The organism is Klebsiella pneumoniae complex sp. WS1778 (assembly GCF_049472055.1).
Classification (GTDB): Bacteria; Pseudomonadota; Gammaproteobacteria; order Enterobacterales; family Enterobacteriaceae; genus Klebsiella; species Klebsiella quasipneumoniae.
In genome coordinates, this window is sequence record NZ_JBKGTJ010000001.1 from 1 (window position 1) to 17,014 (window position 17,014).

General features: G+C 56.9%; 18 protein-coding genes and 1 tRNA gene. 10 read left to right on the forward strand and 9 right to left on the reverse strand.

The window, feature by feature from the left end:
* Nucleotides 1–223 precede the first annotated feature (223 nt).
* Nucleotides 224–311 (reverse strand) — tRNA-Ser (locus ACLEXF_RS00005).
* A 268-nt stretch (nucleotides 312–579) separates the two neighbouring features.
* Here ACLEXF_RS00005 and ghrA point away from each other — a divergent pair.
* From ghrA to ACLEXF_RS00035, 6 genes are all read left to right on the forward strand, one after another.
* On the forward strand, nucleotides 580–1,518 hold the full coding sequence (gene ghrA, locus ACLEXF_RS00010; RefSeq protein ID WP_117263666.1) for a glyoxylate/hydroxypyruvate reductase GhrA: 939 nt from the start codon (nucleotides 580–582) through the stop codon (nucleotides 1,516–1,518).
* A gap of 88 nt (nucleotides 1,519–1,606) precedes the next feature.
* Nucleotides 1,607–2,344: a phosphatase gene (locus tag ACLEXF_RS00015; protein WP_407259857.1), complete on the forward strand. Its 738-nt coding sequence runs from the start codon at nucleotides 1,607–1,609 to the stop codon at nucleotides 2,342–2,344.
* Between the two features lie 22 nt (nucleotides 2,345–2,366).
* A complete protein-coding gene (locus ACLEXF_RS00020; protein WP_049092945.1) occupies nucleotides 2,367–2,921 on the forward strand; it encodes a TorD/DmsD family molecular chaperone in 555 nt (184 codons plus the stop codon).
* Between the two features lie 103 nt (nucleotides 2,922–3,024).
* On the forward strand, nucleotides 3,025–3,507 hold the full coding sequence (locus ACLEXF_RS00025) for a DUF1097 domain-containing protein (protein WP_004204528.1): 483 nt from the start codon (nucleotides 3,025–3,027) through the stop codon (nucleotides 3,505–3,507).
* A 152-nt stretch (nucleotides 3,508–3,659) separates the two neighbouring features.
* Nucleotides 3,660–4,187, forward strand: coding sequence for an O-acetyl-ADP-ribose deacetylase (ymdB, locus tag ACLEXF_RS00030; protein ID WP_023317904.1), 528 nt, complete (start codon nucleotides 3,660–3,662; stop codon nucleotides 4,185–4,187).
* A gap of 66 nt (nucleotides 4,188–4,253) precedes the next feature.
* On the forward strand, nucleotides 4,254–4,847 hold the full coding sequence (locus ACLEXF_RS00035; RefSeq protein ID WP_043523171.1) for a TetR/AcrR family transcriptional regulator: 594 nt from the start codon (nucleotides 4,254–4,256) through the stop codon (nucleotides 4,845–4,847).
* Between the two features lie 34 nt (nucleotides 4,848–4,881).
* Here the strand turns inward: ACLEXF_RS00035 and mdoC are convergent, their stop codons facing one another.
* A complete protein-coding gene (mdoC, locus tag ACLEXF_RS00040; RefSeq protein WP_064178142.1) occupies nucleotides 4,882–6,042 on the reverse strand; it encodes a glucans biosynthesis protein MdoC in 1,161 nt (386 codons plus the stop codon).
* 251 nt (nucleotides 6,043–6,293) lie between these two features.
* Here mdoC and mdoG point away from each other — a divergent pair, with 251 nt between their 5' ends.
* The 3 genes from mdoG (at nucleotide 6,294) to ACLEXF_RS00055 (ending at nucleotide 10,662) form a co-directional block, all read left to right on the forward strand.
* Nucleotides 6,294–7,847: a glucans biosynthesis protein MdoG gene (mdoG, locus tag ACLEXF_RS00045; RefSeq protein WP_064150321.1), complete on the forward strand. Its 1,554-nt coding sequence runs from the start codon at nucleotides 6,294–6,296 to the stop codon at nucleotides 7,845–7,847.
* Nucleotides 7,840–10,368 carry a glucans biosynthesis glucosyltransferase MdoH gene (gene mdoH, locus ACLEXF_RS00050; protein ID WP_004204533.1) on the forward strand — a complete coding sequence of 843 codons (2,529 nt, stop codon included), beginning with the start codon at nucleotides 7,840–7,842 and terminating at the stop codon, nucleotides 10,366–10,368. Before mdoG ends, mdoH begins: the two co-directional genes overlap by 8 nt.
* A 66-nt stretch (nucleotides 10,369–10,434) precedes the next feature.
* Complete coding sequence (locus tag ACLEXF_RS00055) at nucleotides 10,435–10,662, forward strand: YceK/YidQ family lipoprotein (protein ID WP_004204534.1); 228 nt, start codon at nucleotides 10,435–10,437, stop codon at nucleotides 10,660–10,662.
* On the opposite strand, the gene ACLEXF_RS00060 is transcribed toward ACLEXF_RS00055, so the two are convergent.
* The 3 genes from ACLEXF_RS00060 to ACLEXF_RS00070 form a co-directional block, all read right to left on the reverse strand.
* Entirely contained in the window at nucleotides 10,663–11,049 is a 387-nt protein-coding gene (locus tag ACLEXF_RS00060; protein WP_002898981.1) for a MysB family protein, read from the reverse strand.
* Between the two features lie 91 nt (nucleotides 11,050–11,140).
* Entirely contained in the window at nucleotides 11,141–12,379 is a 1,239-nt protein-coding gene (mdtG, locus tag ACLEXF_RS00065; protein ID WP_407259856.1) for a multidrug efflux MFS transporter MdtG, read from the reverse strand.
* Nucleotides 12,380–12,550: 171 nt separating this feature from the next.
* Nucleotides 12,551–13,471 carry a Kdo(2)-lipid IV(A) acyltransferase gene (locus tag ACLEXF_RS00070; RefSeq protein WP_023317908.1) on the reverse strand — a complete coding sequence of 307 codons (921 nt, stop codon included), beginning with the start codon at nucleotides 13,469–13,471 and terminating at the stop codon, nucleotides 12,551–12,553.
* 205 nt (nucleotides 13,472–13,676) lie between these two features.
* On the opposite strand from ACLEXF_RS00070, the gene ACLEXF_RS00075 reads away from it, so the two are divergent.
* The gene (locus ACLEXF_RS00075) at nucleotides 13,677–14,741 is read left to right on the forward strand and encodes a rhodanese-related sulfurtransferase (protein ID WP_017900742.1); all 1,065 of its coding nucleotides are present in this window, start codon (nucleotides 13,677–13,679) and stop codon (nucleotides 14,739–14,741) included.
* On the opposite strand, the gene ACLEXF_RS00080 is transcribed toward ACLEXF_RS00075, so the two are convergent.
* The 4 genes from ACLEXF_RS00080 to dinI form a co-directional block, all read right to left on the reverse strand.
* Nucleotides 14,727–14,840, reverse strand: coding sequence for a DUF2770 family protein (locus ACLEXF_RS00080; protein ID WP_004204539.1), 114 nt, complete (start codon nucleotides 14,838–14,840; stop codon nucleotides 14,727–14,729). The genes ACLEXF_RS00075 and ACLEXF_RS00080 overlap by 15 nt on opposite strands.
* Nucleotides 14,841–14,912: 72 nt before the next feature.
* On the reverse strand, nucleotides 14,913–16,031 hold the full coding sequence (gene solA / locus ACLEXF_RS00085) for an N-methyl-L-tryptophan oxidase (protein WP_004204542.1): 1,119 nt from the start codon (nucleotides 16,029–16,031) through the stop codon (nucleotides 14,913–14,915).
* 125 nt (nucleotides 16,032–16,156) lie between these two features.
* Complete coding sequence (bssS, locus tag ACLEXF_RS00090) at nucleotides 16,157–16,411, reverse strand: biofilm formation regulator BssS (protein WP_002898992.1); 255 nt, start codon at nucleotides 16,409–16,411, stop codon at nucleotides 16,157–16,159.
* A gap of 302 nt (nucleotides 16,412–16,713) precedes the next feature.
* Entirely contained in the window at nucleotides 16,714–16,965 is a 252-nt protein-coding gene (gene dinI / locus ACLEXF_RS00095; RefSeq protein WP_002898994.1) for a DNA damage-inducible protein I, read from the reverse strand.
* Nucleotides 16,966–17,014 lie beyond the last annotated feature (49 nt).

Sequence of the window (17,014 nt, forward strand, 5' to 3'; positions counted from 1 at the left end):
AAAAAAAGCCCGTACTTGCGTACGAGCTCTTCTTAAAATATGGCGGTGAGGGGGGGATTGACTCGCTTCGCTCGCCCCTGCGGGGCAGCCCGCTCGCGGGCTCGCGGTCTGTCCAACTGGCGTTGCCAGTTGTCGAACCCCAGTCGGGGGTTCTCTACCCCCCCCGGTGGGTGCCACATGCGAAAAAAAAGCCCGTACTTTCGTACGAGCTCTTCTTAAAATATGGCGGTGAGGGGGGGATTCGAACCCCCGATACGTTGCCGTATACACACTTTCCAGGCGTGCTCCTTCAGCCACTCGGACACCTCACCATATTGTCTTTCCCGTTGTTGTCGGGAACGGGCGCTAATGTAGGGAAATACGTATCGCCCGTCAATCAACTTTTTGCAAAATCAGCGCGTTTAGACAAACTTCGAACAACTTGCTCCTTAAACGTGCGAAATTAGTTTTTTTTGTCGCCACTCCCTTTTCACTTTGCGGCAAGGGGAAATTTGTTATGCTGGCAAACCAATAGAAAACAATAAGTAAAATAAGACGCCTGCATTAACCTGCTCCGGGCGTCTGCTATCAGGAGCCCCTATGGAGATTATTTTTTACCATCCGACCTTTGATACCCAATACTGGATCCGAGAGCTGGAAAAGCAGTTACCCGGCGCGCGAGTACGCGAATGGAAAGCGGGCGATAACCAGCCGGCGGACTATGCCCTGGTCTGGCATCCACCGGTAGAGATGCTGCAAGGCAGGGCGCTGAAGGCCGTGTTCGCCCTTGGGGCGGGGGTGGATTCGATCCTTAGTAAGCTGCGCGATCATCCGGATATGTTGCCCTTGTCGATCCCGCTGTTTCGTCTCGAAGATACCGGTATGGGACGGCAGATGCAGGAGTATGCCGTGAGCAAGGTGCTCCACTGGTTCCGCCGGTTCGATGACTATCAGGCGTTGAAGTTGGCTTCCCGCTGGCAGCCGCTGCCCGAGTACCGCGCCGACGAATTCACCATCGGGATTATGGGCGCCGGCGTGCTGGGGGCGAAGGTTGCGGAAAGCCTGCAACCCTGGGGATTCCCGCTTCGCGTCTGGAGCCGTAGCCGTAAATCCTGGCCGCAGGTACAGAGCTTTGCCGGCCAGGCCGAGCTGGGTGGATTCCTGCAGGGGACCCGCGTCCTGATCAACCTGCTGCCGAATACCGCCGAAACCGTCGGTATTATCAACCAGACGCTTTTGGCGCAGCTGCCTGATGAGAGTTATCTCCTCAACCTTGCCCGCGGCGTGCATGTCGTAGAAGAGGATCTGCTGGCGGCGCTGAACAACGGTAAGCTCAAAGGCGCGATGCTCGATGTCTTCAGTCGCGAACCGCTGCCGCAGGAGAGTCCGCTATGGGCGCACCCGCGGGTGGCTATGACTCCCCACGTGGCGGCAGTCACCCGCCCGATGGAGGCAATTGCCTATATCGCCGGGACCATTAGCCGGCTGGAGCGAGGGGAATCGGTTAGCGGTCAGGTCGATCGTCAGCGCGGTTATTAAGATAAGCGAACCCCGCCACGGCGGGGTTTTTGCTAATCAATAGCCCGGTTTCCTGCTATTCTTGCGGCAAACAGAAGAGGAGAATGTGATGTATCCCGTTGACCTGCACATGCATACCGTCGCCAGCACCCACGCCTACAGCACCCTGCACGATTATATTGCGGAAGCAAAGCGTAAAGGGATCAAACTCTTCGCCATCACCGACCATGGCCCGGATATGGCGGATGCCCCGCACTACTGGCACTTCGTTAATATGCGCATTTGGCCCCGCCTGGTAGACGGGGTGGGGATCCTGCGCGGTATTGAGTCGAATATTAAAAATATCGAAGGTGAGATCGACTGCTCCGGGCCGATGTTGACGTCGCTCGATTTGATCATCGCCGGATTCCACGAGCCGGTGTTTCCGCCGCAGGATAGCGCCACCCATACGCAGGCGATGATTGCCGCGATGGCCAGCGGTAAAGTGCATATGATTAGCCATCCCGGTAATCCGAAATTCCCGGTGGATATCCCGGCCATTGCCGAAGCGGCGGCCCGTTACCAGGTGGCGCTGGAGATCAATAACTCCTCTTTCGTTTCATCGCGCGTGGGCAGTGAAGATAACTGCCGTGCTATCGCCGCCGCGGTGCGCGACGCGGGAGGGTGGGTGGCGCTGGGCTCGGACTCTCATACGGCGTTTACCCTCGGAGAGTTTACCGAGTGCCGCAAGATCCTTGATGCTGTCGATTTCCCGGAGGAGAGGATCCTCAACGTTTCTCCGCGTCGCCTGCTCGACTTCCTCGAGTCGCGTGGTATGCCGGCGATCCTGGAATTTGCTGACCTTTAATTTGTATAACTGGAATAACTGAATGAACGAGTTTTCAATCCTCTGCCGCGTGCTGGGTTCGCTGTATTACCGTCAACCGCAGGACCCGCTGCTGGTGCCGCTGTTTAGCCTGATCCGCGAGGGCAAACTGGCCGCCAGCTGGCCGCTGGAGCAGGACGAGCTGCTGGCGCGTCTGCAGAAAAGCTGTGAAATGCAGTCCCTGGCGACGGACTATAATGCGCTGTTCGTCGGTGAAGCCTGCAGCGTTCCGCCGTACCGTAGCGCGTGGGTGGAGGGTTCCTCTGAAGCGGAGGTCCGGGCTTTTCTGAGCAATCACGGCATCCCGACAGGAGAAGGTCCGGCGGATCATCTCGGATCGCTGCTGCTGGCCGCCTCCTGGCTGGAGGATCATGCCACAGAAGCGCAGAGCGAGACGCTGGAGCTCCTGTTTGCCGACTATATCCTGCCGTGGTGCGGGACGATGCTGGGGAAAGTCGAAGCGCATGCGCACACACCGTTCTGGCGCACCATGGCGCCGTTAACCCGCGACGCCATCGCCGCGATGTGGGATGAGCTTCAGGAAGAAGATGAGCAATAAAATGTGATTTAAGTCACTAATTTAATGTAACTGAAATCAGGTTCATTCATTTATTGTGTTTTAGATCGCATTCTTTCGGTGCGTATCTGCTAGGATACGCGCCATGAACATACTCTTCGCAATCGCATTAACGACGGGCATTCTCTCCGGGATTTGGGGATGGGTGGCCGTCGCCCTCGGCCTGCTGAGCTGGGCCGGTTTCCTCGGCTGTACGGCCTATTTCGCCTGCCCGCAGGGCGGTCTGAAAGGCCTGGCCATCTCCTCCTGCACGGTAATGAGCGGCGTGGCCTGGGCGTTGGTGATTATCCACGGTAGCGCGCTGGCCCCACAGCTGCAGATCCTCAGCTATATGATGACCGGCGTCGTGGCCTTTCTGATGTGTATCCAGGCGCGACAGACGCTGCTGTCGTTTGTCCCTGGCACCTTTATCGGCGCCTGCGCGACCTTCGCGGCAGATGGCGACTGGCGTCTGGTGATCCCTTCCCTGGCGCTGGGCCTGGTCTTTGGCTATGCCATGAAGAATAGTGGCCTGTGGCTGGCGGCCCGTGCGGAAAAGCAAAAATCGTTCGCCAACGACAACGCCTGAACGGCGGGACGATGATATCAACAGGACCCTCAGGGTCCTGTTTTTTTTAACTTCTTGTCGCCGGCGCTGCGGGATAATCTTGCTCCCGGGGGCGGGTATGCCCTAGTATCGGCAGAAAGCCGTACCCACGCGCTATGCCGACAGGAGGAGAAATGGCTGTTCAACCTGAAGTAATTCTCGGCGATATTACGACGCTTGATGTCGATGTGATTGTGAATGCGGCAAACCCCTCGCTGTTGGGCGGCGGCGGGGTGGATGGCGCGATCCACCGGGCGGCCGGTCCCGCGTTGCTGGCGGCCTGCAAGCAGGTGTTGCAGCAGCAGGGCGAATGTCCCCCAGGTCATGCGGTGATCACGATAGCGGGCGATCTTCCCGCCAGCGCGGTGATCCATACCGTGGGTCCGGTCTGGCACGGCGGCGACCGCATGGAGGCGCAAACCCTGGCCGACGCCTACAAAAACAGCCTGCAACTGGCGGCGGCAAACAACTATCGCTCCATTGCGTTTCCGGCGATCAGCACCGGCGTGTATGGCTATCCGAAAGAGGAAGCGGCGGCGATCGCCGTGCGCACCGTGACCGCGTTTCTCACCCGCTATAACCCGCTTGAACGGGTCCTGTTCGTCTGTTTCGACGAGGAAACGGCAGCTATCTATCGTCGCCTGCTGGCGGCATGCCCCTGATTCAGCAGAATAGGCTATGATAACCGCCGATATTGACAGGAATGATGGATTGCAGGAGGGAGCAGGGTGTCAGAAGGAAAAGTACAGCAGAAGCAGCAGGCGCGCCGCGCGGAGATCGTTGCCGCTGCCCAAAGATGTTTCGCGGCGAAGGGATTGCATGGCGCCTCTGTCGCGGATATCGCCCGCGAGGCGGGTCTGAGCGTCGGTCAGCTGTATCGCATTTTTGCCAGCAAGGAAGCGATCATCGAAGCAATTGTCAGCGAAATCGTCAACGCCAGAGTCGGCGAGATGATCGATGAAAACCACAATCTGGCGCGAAAAGCGGCGGTGCTGGCGGGCAGGATCCCGACTTCGGCAGCCACCAAAAGCGACAATTATCTGTTGATGGAAATTAACGCCGAAGCCTCGCGCAACCCACGCTTGCGCGAGATCCTGGTGCAGGCCGACCGGCGGTTGAAAGAGGAGGGCGGGCGTTTGTCGCAGCGTTATCATCCCGGGCTCAGCGATGCGCGACGCAATGCCGCTTCAGAGCTCATCGCCGTTCTGACGGAGGGGGCAGCCTACCGCTGTGAGCTGAGCGCATCCACCCCGGTCGATAAAGCGGATTTAGAAGCCCTGTATAACATGATCTTCGACCGGCTGTTTGATGAGCAAGCGTAGCGCGGCACGCCAGGCGTGCCGCAAAAGCTAAAGGTTAACTGGCCGAGGCCGGGGTTTTGGCCGGTTTGTTCATCGGTTTACCGGAGAACAGGAAACGCAGCAGCGGAATACGCAGGTGAATTTCGTACAGGATCAGGGCAATACCCACCACAAAAACCAACCCGCCAATAAAGCCTAAGGTATTTGACTTGATGGCCGGGGTGATCCACGCCCCGTACAACAGCGTCAGCGGATGGTGCACCAGGTAAATAAACAGCGAAGCATTGACGAAATAGGTCACCCGCGCCGACTGGAAGTTCAGCAGGCGATGGCCGAGCGAAAAGACGACATTGACCATCCACAGCCCCAGCACCATGGTGATCACCGATTCCGTTTCATACATCCAGCCGTCGCCGGAGCCGTACTGCTGGTTCAGCCGATAGGCGATAAATCCCAGCAGCGCTGCCGCGTAGCACCATGGCGACGGCGTGGTGAACATCGCCTTTAAGCGCGGATTAATAAAGGTCTGCGCCCCCAGCACAAAGAAGGGCAGATAGAACAGCGTCTGCATGACCACAAAGTTAAACAGACCATTGCTTAGCAGGGGCGGATAGATCACGAACAATGACCGACGGATCAGCGCGTAAAGCACCCCTAGCGCAAGGAAAATCATCGTCAGCTGGCCCATAGTGACAGTGTCACCGAAAGCGTGAGCACCTCCTGCCGGGCGGCGCGTCAGCCATTTAAACAGCACCACGCCCAGCGAAGTCAGCACCACCAGGACCAGCAAAAACCACAGGTGGGAAATGAGCTCCCACGCCAGGGTGTTGAATTTGTCGTACCCGGAAAGGGTGTGCCAGTTTTCCGCCTTGCCGTTGACGTACTGCAGCATAATAAACTGCGGCAGCGTCAGCAGCGGGATGGCGGTCAGCATCGGAATGCCGACCCGTTCGACGCGCACTTTCCACCACTTTTTCAGCGGGTAGCGCAGGAACAGCATATAGGAAAAATAGCCGGAGATGACGAAGAAGACCTGCATGCGGAAGGCATGAATGAAATCATTAAACAGCGTCAGCCACCACGAGGGCTCAGCGCTGTTGACATGCCAGCTGTGGCTGGAATAAATCAGCGAAATGTGAAAAGGGATCCCCAGCAGCATCAGCCAGGCGCGGATGCTGTCGAAAAAATATTCACGCTGTACCGGAGTATTATTCATACGATTCACGACAATCTCAGATAATTCGTCTTATCACTCAAGATGATAACGCTTACATTATCAGCAACCCTACATGAACTCGGGGTACCTGTCTCCAGGATAAGCACGCAAAGTGCAAACGGGACTGCGAACTGTTTATTCCCTGCGCCGCTACGCTGAACAAAGCAGGGATTATGTTGTCGGATTGCCTGAGTTTCCATTAAAATAGATCGGATCGATTTAAGCACACAAAGGGGGAAGTGCTTACTTATATGAAACATAAACCACAGATGATGAAAATGCGTTGGTTAAGCGCAGCCGTAATGTTGTCCCTGTGTACTTCATCTGCATGGGCATTTAGCATTGATGACGTTGCAAAAGAGGCCAAAACGTTAGCCGGGAAAGGCTATGAAGCGCCAAAGAGTAACCTGCCCTCCGCTTTCCGCGATATGAAATACGCGGACTACCAGCAAATTCAGTTTAATCACGATAAAGCTTACTGGAATAACCAGAAAACCCCATTCAAGCTTGAATTTTACCATCAGGGTATGTACTTCGACACGCCGGTCATCATCAATGAAGTGACGGCCACCAGCGTGCGTAAAATTAAATATAGCCCGGACTATTTTAACTTTGGTAACGTTCAGCACGATAAAGACACGGTGAAAGACCTTGGTTTCGCCGGCTTCAAAGTACTGTATCCGATCAACAGCAAAGATAAGAACGATGAAATCGTCAGCATGCTCGGTGCCAGCTACTTCCGCGTGCTGGGTCAGGGTCAGGTATACGGTCTGTCCGCGCGCGGTCTGGCTATCGATACCGCGCTGCCTTCCGGCGAAGAGTTCCCGCGTTTTCGTGAGTTCTGGATCGAGCGACCAAAAGCCACCGACAAGCGTTTGACTATCTATGCGCTGCTGGATTCGCCGCGGGCAACCGGCGCCTATCGCTTTGTGATCATGCCGGGACGCGACACCGTGGTGGATGTCCAGTCCAAAGTTTACCTGCGTGACAAAGTGGGCAAACTGGGCGTGGCGCCGCTGACCAGCATGTTCCTGTTCGGTTCCAACCAGCCTTCTCCGGCGCTCAACTATCGTCCGGCGCTGCACGACTCCAATGGTCTGTCGATCCTGGCGGGCAACGGCGAGTGGATCTGGCGTCCGCTGAACAACCCGAAACACCTGGCCGTTAGCAGCTATGCGATGGAAAACCCGCAAGGGTTCGGCCTGCTGCAGCGCGGCCGTCAGTTCTCGCGCTTCGAGGACCTTGACGATCGTTATGACCTGCGCCCGAGCGCCTGGATCACCCCGAAAGGGGAGTGGGGCAAAGGGAAAATCGAACTGGTCGAAATCCCGACCAACGATGAAACCAACGATAACATCGTGACTTACTGGACGCCGGATCAGCTGCCGGAGCCGGGCAAGGAGATGAACTTCAAGTACACCATCACCTTCAGCCGCGATGAAGACAAGCTGCATGCGCCGGATAACGCGTACGTTATGCAGACCCGCCGCTCTACCGGCGACGTGAAGCAGTCGAACCTGATCCGCCAGCCGGACGGCACCATTGCTTTCATTGTCGACTTCACCGGCGCCGATATGAAAAAACTGCCAGCGGATACCCCGGTCGCCGCCCAGGCGAGCACCGGCGATAACGCTGAAATCGTTGAAAATACCGTGCGTTACAATCCGGTGACCAAAGGCTGGCGTATGATCCTGCGTTTGAAGGTGAAAGATCCGAAGAAAACGACGGAAATGCGCGCCGCACTGGTTAACGGTGATGACACGTTGAGCGAAACCTGGAGCTATCAGCTGCCTGCCAATGAATAAGATAACGAAGTACATTGACGCATTGCCGCTGTCGGACGCCGAGAAATCGGCGCTGCCGGACACCAGCCTGCAGGCCGTTCATCAGGCCCTGGATGACGAACATCAGACCTTCGCCCGCGAAGACGACTCCCCGCTGGGGTCGGTAAAGGCGCGGCTGGCGCACAGCTGGCCGGATTCGCTGTCTGGCGATCAGCTGGTGAAGGATGATGAAGGCCGCACCCAGCTGCATGCGATGCCGAAAGCCAAGCGCTCCTCGATGATCCCGGACCCGTGGCGTACCAACCCGGTTGGCCGCTTCTGGGACCGTCTGCGCGGACGCGATGTCACGCCGCGCTATCTCTCCCGCCTGACGCAAGAAGAGCGCGAGAGCGAGCAAAAATGGCGTACCGTCGGCACTATTCGTCGCTACATCCTGCTGCTGCTGACGCTGTCGCAGACCGTGGTGGCCACCTGGTACATGAAAACCATTCTGCCTTATCAGGGCTGGGCGCTGATCAACCCGGCCGACATGGTGGGGCAGAACCTGTGGATCTCGTTCATGCAGCTGCTGCCGTACGTGTTGCAGAGCGGCATTCTGATCCTCTTCGCGGTGCTGTTCTGCTGGGTTTCCGCTGGCTTCTGGACCGCGTTAATGGGCTTCCTGCAGCTGTTGATCGGTCGCGATAAGTACAGTATTTCCGCCTCGACGGTCGGTGACGAACCGTTGAACCCGGCGCACCGTACAGCGCTTATTATGCCGATCTGTAACGAAGACGTTGACCGCGTGTTCGCCGGGCTGCGGGCGACCTGGGAGTCGGTGAAAGCCACCGGCAACGCCGCCCATTTCGACGTCTATATCCTCAGCGACAGCTATAACCCCGATATCTGTGTCGCTGAGCAAAAGGCGTGGATGGAGCTGATTGCCGAAGTGCAGGGCGAAGGGCAGATCTTCTACCGTCGTCGTCGTCGTCGCGTGAAGCGTAAAAGCGGCAACATCGATGATTTCTGCCGCCGCTGGGGCAGCCAGTATAGCTACATGGTGGTGCTTGACGCGGACTCGGTAATGACCGGAGAGTGTCTGAGCAGCCTGGTGCGTCTGATGGAAGCGAACCCGAACGCCGGGATCATCCAGTCATCCCCACGCGCCTCGGGCATGGACACGCTGTATGCGCGTTGCCAGCAGTTTGCCACCCGGGTGTATGGTCCGCTGTTTACGGCGGGTCTGCACTTCTGGCAGCTGGGGGAGTCCCACTACTGGGGACACAACGCCATTATCCGCGTGAAGCCGTTCATTGAGCACTGCGCGCTGGCGCCGCTGCCGGGCGAGGGCAACTTTGCCGGGTCAATTCTGTCGCACGACTTTGTTGAAGCCGCGCTGATGCGTCGCGCCGGCTGGGGCGTGTGGATTGCCTACGATCTGCCGGGCTCTTATGAAGAGCTGCCGCCGAACCTGCTGGACGAGCTGAAACGCGACCGCCGCTGGTGCCAGGGCAACCTGATGAACTTCCGCCTGTTCCTCGTGAGAGGGATGCACCCGGTCCACCGAGCGGTGTTCCTTACCGGCGTGATGTCCTACCTGTCAGCGCCGCTGTGGTTTATGTTCCTTGCCCTGTCGACAGCGCTGCAGGTGGTGCATGCCCTGACCGAGCCGCAGTACTTCCTGCAGCCTCGTCAGCTGTTCCCGGTGTGGCCGCAGTGGCGTCCGGAGCTGGCTATTGCACTGTTCGCTTCGACCATGGTGCTGCTGTTCCTGCCGAAGCTGCTGAGTATTATCCTGGTGTGGTGTAAGGGGCCGAAGGAGTACGGTGGATTTATCCGCGTGACGCTTTCCCTGCTGCTGGAGGTCCTGTTCTCGGTCCTGCTGGCGCCGGTTCGCATGCTGTTCCACACCGTCTTCGTGGTCAGCGCCTTCCTCGGCTGGGAAGTAGTGTGGAATTCGCCGCAGCGTGATGATGACTCCACGCCGTGGGGAGAAGCCTTTATGCGTCACGGCTCGCAGCTGCTGCTGGGGCTGGTATGGGCGGTCGGAATGGCATGGCTGGATCTGCGCTTCCTGTTCTGGCTGGCGCCGATTGTCGTATCGCTGATTCTGTCGCCGTTCGTGTCGGCTATCTCCAGCCGGGCGACCGTGGGCCTGCGCACCAAGCGCTGGAAGCTGTTCCTGATTCCGGAAGAGTATTCGCCGCCGCAGGTGCTCAAGGATACCGATGCGTACCTGACGCTGAACCGTCAGCGTTCGCTGGACGATGGCTTTATGCACGCGGTGTTTAACCCGTCGTTTAACGCCCTCGCCACCGCGATGGCCACCGCGCGCCACCGTCAGGGTCATATCCTGGAGATCGCCCGCGAGCGTCATGTCGAACAGGCGCTGAATGAAACGCCGGATAAGCTGAACCGCGATCGTCGACTGGTGCTGTTGAGCGACCCGGTAACCATGTCGCGTCTGCACTATCGCGTATGGGCCGCGCCGGAGAAATACTCCTCGTGGGTGAACGCCTATCAGCAGCTGGCGCTTAACCCGCTGGCGCTGAAAACGAAATAAGCCGTACGTTAATGAAAATACCGGCAGCGATGCCGGTATTTTTTTATCTGAAAGACGAGGTTGTGGATGCGAATACTACCGATCATTGCCATGGCGCTGCTGCTCAGCGGCTGCGGCAGCATTATCAGCCGGACGGTGCCCGGGCAGGGGCATGGCAATCAATATTACCCGGGCGTGCAGTGGGACGTTCGCGATTCAGGATGGCGCTATCTCACCATTCTGGACCTGCCGTTCTCGCTGGTATTCGATACGCTTCTGCTGCCGCTGGACGCCAGCCACGGGCCCTATAACTGATTAACGCTCGTCCCACTCGTCGGCCGCCGTCTGTCCCTCTTCGGTGTCCAGAGAGGGCTCGAGCTGGAATTCACCTTCATCCCACTCATGAAGCGTATTTTCCTCCAGCCACTCCTGACGGAGCTCTATCTCATCATAATCCCCATCGAAGACGCTCTGCGCGGCTTCGCCGCTAAGCATCGGTAAGCATTCGCCTTGTTCCTCTTCGTCAGCAAAAAATTCGGCCTGCCAGGCGATATCGCCATCCTGCAGCACATACTTTTGAATATTGAGCTGCTCAACGTTAGCGCTCTCTTCATCGCTGTCAGGGTTGTTGGCGAGAAATTCTTCACGTGCTGCATCAATAGCTTCTTCGAGCGTGGCATAGAACATCGAATCCTTTGGCATAGCGAATCTCCTGAGAAGAATATGAATTGAACACGATTCAATCTATAGAAGGCGCTTGGCAAGGCGTCAAGGGGCTGAGCCCCTCTGGACGTTAATTTACTGAATGGCGGTCGGGCTGCGAGGCGTCCGCGGCTGGTCGGCGCAGGCTAAGGGTCGAATAGATCGCGTTAAACAAAACCACTCCTGCGGTGACAAGGAAGACGGCGCGAAAGCCGTAGTTGGCGGAAACCGAGGCGCCGATCAGGGGGCCGGTGACGTTGCCAATATCACGAAATGACTGGTTATAGCTGAAAATCCGCCCGGAGATCTGGCTGGTGGAGTTATACACCAGCAGGGTTTGCACTGCCGGCAGCAGCGCGCCGTCCGCGGCGCCGAGCAGGAACCGCAAGATACCTAACTGCAGCGGGGTCTGGACGAACGCCATCGGGATCAGCAACAGCACCGAGATAATCAGCGCCACGATGAGGATTTTTTCCGGTCCGATACGATCCCCCAGTTTGCCCAGACGGGGGGCGCTCATCAGGGCGGCAATGCCCGGCACTGAGGCGATCATCCCGCTGATAAAGGCGATATTGCTGACGTTACCCGCCAGATCGCGCACGTAAAGCGTCAGGATCGGCGCAATGGAGCCGGTGGCGACCTGGATGATCAGCGAGGTGACAAACAGGCTGAGCACCAGTTTCGGATTCTGCAGAGAGGAGAATACCGCCTTCGCGCTGAGCATCTCTTTTTTAGCAATTGGGACAAAATTTTCACGGATTAAAAACAGGGTAAACAGAAAGCAGATAAACAGCACTGCGGCGGTCATAAAGAAGACGGTACGCAGGCCCGAGTGGTCTGCCAGGAAACCACCCGCCAGCGGGCCGAGCAGGGCGCCGCTTACCGCGCCGGTTGACAGCGTGCCCAGCGCCCAGCCGCTTTTATGACGTGGGATCTGGGTGGCGATCAGGGCGTTGGCGTTGGGAATAAAGCCGCCCAGCAGGCCGAGCAGCGCGCGCAGCAGCAGAAACTGCCAGATATTCTGCGCCATCCCCATCAACATCATGACGATGGCCATCCCGAGGGCTGAACGCAGCAGCATGATTTTACGTCCCTTGCGGTCAGCAAGTCCGCTCCAGAACGGCGAGGCGATGGCGGAGAAGAGAAAGGTAATGCTAAAGACCAGCCCGGACCACATGTTCAGGGCGCTATGGCCGGTGACGCCGAGTTGTTCGACATAGAGCGGCAGAAAGGGCATGACCAGGCTGAAGGCGGCGCCGGTTAAAAAGCAGCCAAGCCAGGTGACGGTCAGGTTTCGTTTCCAGTTGATGGGGGTATCAGCAGACGACATAGGGTTCCACTGGCCTGCGCAGCAGGTCAAATTAAGAGAAAATATGAGCCTGCTAATTATGCGCCTGGGAAATAAATGCCGCAATGGAGGAGAGCTTTTAAAGCTAAAGCAGAGCGTAAAGCCTGAGCGGTGGGGATTCCCGGCCGGGAGGCGCGCGGCCGGGAAAGGGGATCAGTAGCGGGAGGGCGTCCCCTCGGGGCGGGTTTTAAAGCGGCGATGGAGCCACATATACTGTTCCGGGGCCATCATAATGCACTGCTCTACTATCTTGTTCATCCACGCGGCGGTGGTTTCCGCGTCGTCCAGCGGCGGGGAGCACTCTGGCGGCAGGATAATCAGTTCATAACCTTTACCGTCCGGTTTACGGCGTGGAACAAAGGGCACGATGCAGGCTTTGGACATTTTCGCCAGCATCCAGGTGCCGGAGGTGGTCGCCGCCTGGTCAACGGCAAACAGTGGGGCGAAGACGCTGGCGGTCGGGCCGTAATCATGATCCGGCGCGTACCACACCACCTCGCCTTTTTTCAGCGCGCGGATCATACCTTTCAGATCCTTGCGGTCGATCATGTCCTTGTTGGAGCGCAGCCGGCCCCAGGTCTGCAGCCAGTCGATGACCGGGTTATCGTTGGGACGATAGACGCCAATCCCCGGCTCGTTCATGCCGAACATTCGCGCGCCCATTTCCAGTGTCAGGAAATGAATGCCGATCAGCAGAATGCCGCGCTGCTGCGCCTGCACATCGCGAATATGCTCAAAGCCGATGGTGTCGGTCCAGCGGGCGATTCGGCGAACTGGCCAGAACCAGGCCATACCGGTCTCCATCAGCCCCATGCCAACCGATTCGAAGTTCATCACCACCATCCGGTGACGTTCCTGCTCGCTTTTCTCGGGGAAGCAGAGCTCAAGGTTGCGATAGGCGATCTTCGCCCGGCGCTTCATAAAGCGCATGGCCAGGCGGCCGATGGCGTTCCCGATGCGGTAGATCAGCGGGTAGGGCAGTTGGACAACCAGCCACAGCAGGCCGATACCCAGCCACAGCAGCCAATAGCGCGGATGCAGCAGCGCCGGAGAAAATTTAGGCAAATGAGTCATTTCATACCCGTATCAGTAAGCAACATCTTATATTATCGCATTTTTTTACCGGCCAGCCAAAGGCGGCGACAGGCACATTGTTTTGTTAAGTGGGGGGCGACCGGGGGAGAAAAATGTAGCGTAAAATGTAGGGATGTAAATTAATAAGCTTTGCTATATCATGCCCGCCGTTTATTTCCTCATTTCTATGTCGAGCAGGTACACCATGCCAGTGTTACACAACCGCATTTCAAATGAGACGTTAAAGGCGCAAATGCTGGCTGAAACCGAGCCGCGCACGACGATCTCGTTCTATAAATATTTCACCATTGTCGATCCGCAGGCGACCCGCGATGCGCTGTGGGTTGCCTTAACCCAGCTGAAAGTCTTTGGCCGCATCTATCTGGCCCGGGAAGGGATCAACGCGCAAATCAGCGTGCCGCAAAGCAACGTTGAAGCCCTGCGTGAGTTTCTCTATGGCTTCGATCCTGCGCTGGCGGGGCTGCGTTTCAATATCGCTCTCGAGGACGACGGTAAATCGTTCTGGGTACTGCGCCTGAAAGTACGTGACCGCATCGTTGCCGACGGCATCGACGATCCCTCCTTCGACGCCTCCAACGTCGGAGACTATCTCAAGGCGGCTGAGGTCAATGCGATGCTTGACGATCCGGATGCTGTGTTTATCGATATGCGCAACCACTATGAATATGAGGTGGGCCATTTCGAAAACGCGCTGGAGATCCCGGCGGATACCTTCCGCGACCAGTTGCCGAAAGCCGTGGAAATGATGCAGGACCATAAAGACAAAAAAATTGTCATGTATTGCACCGGCGGTATTCGCTGTGAAAAAGCCAGCGCCTGGATGAAGCATAACGGCTTCAATAAGGTCTGGCACATCGAGGGTGGCATCATCGAGTACGCCCGCCGCGCCCGTGAGCAGGGGCTGCCTGTGCGTTTCATTGGCAAAAACTTTGTCTTTGATGAACGGATGGGCGAGCGGATCTCCAATGACGTTATCGCGCACTGTCATCAGTGCGGCACGCCGTGCGACACCCATACCAACTGCCTGAACGATGGTTGCCATCTGCTGTTTATCCAGTGCCCGAGCTGCGCCGAGAAGTTTGCCGGCTGCTGTAGCGAAGCCTGCATGGAAGAGCATAAGCTACCGGAAGAGGAGCAGCGTAAGCTGCGCGCCGGGCGTGAAAACGGCAATAAAATCTTTAATAAATCGCGTGGTCGGCTGAACACCAAACTCGGGATCCTCGATCCTGAGCCATCAGAAAAACCATAACCAGACGAGATCGATGATCGCCAGCAGCAGCCAAAGCGCCAGGTAGATCATAAAGTGCTCGCGGACGTTATTGACCAGCAAATTAAACAGGCGACGCATAATCGCTCTCAATGACTAACGGCCTCGACAGAGGCCGTTTTTTTTGCCCGACTGCAAAAGTGCCGCATTCCATTACGCGTTAAAGCGCGCCAGCGAGAAGGGCGCCAGGTTGAAGCTCGATGCTTCGCCCTGAGCAAACTGACTGGCAATTTCCCCCAACACCGGGGCAAACTTAAAGCCATGCCCGCTCAGACCGGTGATTAGCAACGTGTCTGGTCTGCCGGGTAACGTATCGATAATAAAATCTTCATCGACGGTATTGTCATAAGTACAGGAGGCGCCGTGCAAGCAGCCGCCGATCCCTGGCAGGACGTTGCGCAAAAAAGGAAACGATTCGGAGCCATCGCTGGCGACAGCGCCAAATGCCACTCGCTCCTGCGGCATGGAGATCGGTTGACCGCCGTTATGCTTGCCAATCTTCAGCTCGTTATCTTCTGCCGGGAAACCGTAGTATTGATCTCCGTTGGGCAACTCGCCGGTGAAGGCCGGAAAGTGATTCTTGCTGCTGTAACGGCCATCGGCCTGGTACCAGGCAAACACCTTACGTACCGGCTGGATGGGGAGGTCCGGGAGCAGGCGGGTGACCCAGGTCCCGGCGCTGACCAGCAGCTTTTTACCATGATATTCACCGTCGAGGGTATCGATGGTGATCCCGTCAGCATGGTGATGAATAGCCGAGACCGGACAGTTGAATAGCTGCGCGCAGCCTGCTTCCCGCGCCAGACGGATCCAGGTTTCGACGGCCAGCTCGCTGCGCAGTACGCCGGAAGCGGGTTCGAAAATCGCCCGATAGTCCTCGGGGAGGCGTATCTCTGGCCAGCGCTGCATTACGGCCTGGGCATCCAGCTCTTCCACCTCAAGCTTGAACGCACGGGCGCTGGCGGCGACGTTGGCGAGAAAAGCGGAGCTGGCGGGGCCGAGGTTAATGACGCCGGTGCGTTCAAACACGGCTTCGCCACTGATCTCTGCCAGTTCATCCCATAGCTGCTGGGCACGCAGCACCAGCGGAACATATTTCTCACCTTCGCCATAGGCGTGACGGATAAGACGGCTGCTGCCGTGATGGCTGCCTTCCTGGTGGGGAGGTTGATGGGCGTCGGTCATCAGAACATTGAGTCCGGCACGGCGCGCATAATAGCCAGCGGCGGCGCCGACGGAGCCGCTGCCAATAATGATAAGATCGTATTGCATGGTGAGTTCCGGGTAATTGCCTTGTTAGCAGGGTAATTAACTCCCTGTGCTTATACAAGCCCGAAAATAATTCAGGCACCCGCAGGTGCCTGTTAAGTTTAATGTTAAGTCATTCGCAAGCCGCGTTAATGTCGGCGGTACTCGTTTTCCTGGTATTCGCCAGATTCAATCTTCGCAATGCCTGCTTCCAGGATTGAAATAAACTGACGTGCGACGTCCGTCGTTAGCCATAGCGTCTGGCCGATCTCAGCATCATTACTGTTTTCTTGAGTGGGGTTCTGGTAGTGCAGGCGCAACATCAGCGCATCGTAGCTATCAACGGTGCTGATGTCCCATCCAACGAGGGGATGGGTCTGAATGACTTCATTATTTTTTTCCATCATAACCCCTTATTCATATGTTAAAAGACAACAATTCTCGAGGTTTAATGCATATTTTTTGAAGCAAGTTAATTATATCAGGGATCAAGAATAAACTCGAGAAATTAAATGAAAGGCAGCATGATTTTCTTCTTTTGCCGCTTTTTTATTCAAGATAAGCGCGTAAAATGGCCACTTTAGTCGATATTGAGCAGAATAATCAGGACTATTCTGAACAGAAGAGGGGCTAAAAAAAGCCGGGGCGACCCGGCAAAAAAAGCACAATGAGGGAGCAAACCAGAGTAACTGGATCCCGCTATGCTTCAGGAGAGATCGTGGACAAACCAGTCGTCCGCGCTTTCCCATGTTTCCTGCAGGATTTCGCTTATCCGGTCTTTGTCTTCTTTCAGGGCGCCAAACACCGAGAGCTGATTGCCGGTGGCGTAGCGGACGCTCACCTGGCTGTCGATGGCCGGGAATTGCTCGGCGATACGGCGAGAGAGTTCGTTATTCAGCGCTTCCAGCGCGCCGTTGGGTAAGGCGGTAGTTTTGGCGATAGACACTTCAATGCGCATAATTGCCCCCTGCGTTCGATACTGGTTATTTATACAGTACCCGGTTGGC

Excerpts from the sequence above, each read along its gene's own strand:
- mdoC (WP_064178142.1), bottom strand. The coding sequence starts at position 6,042 with ATGAATAATACTCCGGTACAGCGTGAATATTTTTTCGACAGCATCCGC.
- ghrA (WP_117263666.1), top strand. The coding sequence starts at position 580 with ATGGAGATTATTTTTTACCATCCGACCTTTGATACCCAATACTGGATC.
- ymdB (WP_023317904.1), top strand. The coding sequence starts at position 3,660 with ATGGCTGTTCAACCTGAAGTAATTCTCGGCGATATTACGACGCTTGAT.
- ACLEXF_RS00020 (WP_049092945.1), top strand. The coding sequence starts at position 2,367 with ATGAACGAGTTTTCAATCCTCTGCCGCGTGCTGGGTTCGCTGTATTAC.
- ACLEXF_RS00075 (WP_017900742.1), top strand. The coding sequence starts at position 13,677 with ATGCCAGTGTTACACAACCGCATTTCAAATGAGACGTTAAAGGCGCAA.
- mdoH (WP_004204533.1), top strand. The coding sequence starts at position 7,840 with ATGAATAAGATAACGAAGTACATTGACGCATTGCCGCTGTCGGACGCC.
- ACLEXF_RS00025 (WP_004204528.1), top strand. The coding sequence starts at position 3,025 with ATGAACATACTCTTCGCAATCGCATTAACGACGGGCATTCTCTCCGGG.
- ACLEXF_RS00060 (WP_002898981.1), bottom strand. The coding sequence starts at position 11,049 with ATGCCAAAGGATTCGATGTTCTATGCCACGCTCGAAGAAGCTATTGAT.
- ACLEXF_RS00070 (WP_023317908.1), bottom strand. The coding sequence starts at position 13,471 with ATGACTCATTTGCCTAAATTTTCTCCGGCGCTGCTGCATCCGCGCTAT.
- mdtG (WP_407259856.1), bottom strand. The coding sequence starts at position 12,379 with ATGTCGTCTGCTGATACCCCCATCAACTGGAAACGAAACCTGACCGTC.
- ACLEXF_RS00015 (WP_407259857.1), top strand. The coding sequence starts at position 1,607 with ATGTATCCCGTTGACCTGCACATGCATACCGTCGCCAGCACCCACGCC.
- solA (WP_004204542.1), bottom strand. The coding sequence starts at position 16,031 with ATGCAATACGATCTTATCATTATTGGCAGCGGCTCCGTCGGCGCCGCC.
- bssS (WP_002898992.1), bottom strand. The coding sequence starts at position 16,411 with ATGGAAAAAAATAATGAAGTCATTCAGACCCATCCCCTCGTTGGATGG.
- mdoG (WP_064150321.1), top strand. The coding sequence starts at position 6,294 with ATGAAACATAAACCACAGATGATGAAAATGCGTTGGTTAAGCGCAGCC.
- ACLEXF_RS00055 (WP_004204534.1), top strand. The coding sequence starts at position 10,435 with ATGCGAATACTACCGATCATTGCCATGGCGCTGCTGCTCAGCGGCTGC.
- ACLEXF_RS00080 (WP_004204539.1), bottom strand. The coding sequence starts at position 14,840 with ATGCGTCGCCTGTTTAATTTGCTGGTCAATAACGTCCGCGAGCACTTT.
- dinI (WP_002898994.1), bottom strand. The coding sequence starts at position 16,965 with ATGCGCATTGAAGTGTCTATCGCCAAAACTACCGCCTTACCCAACGGC.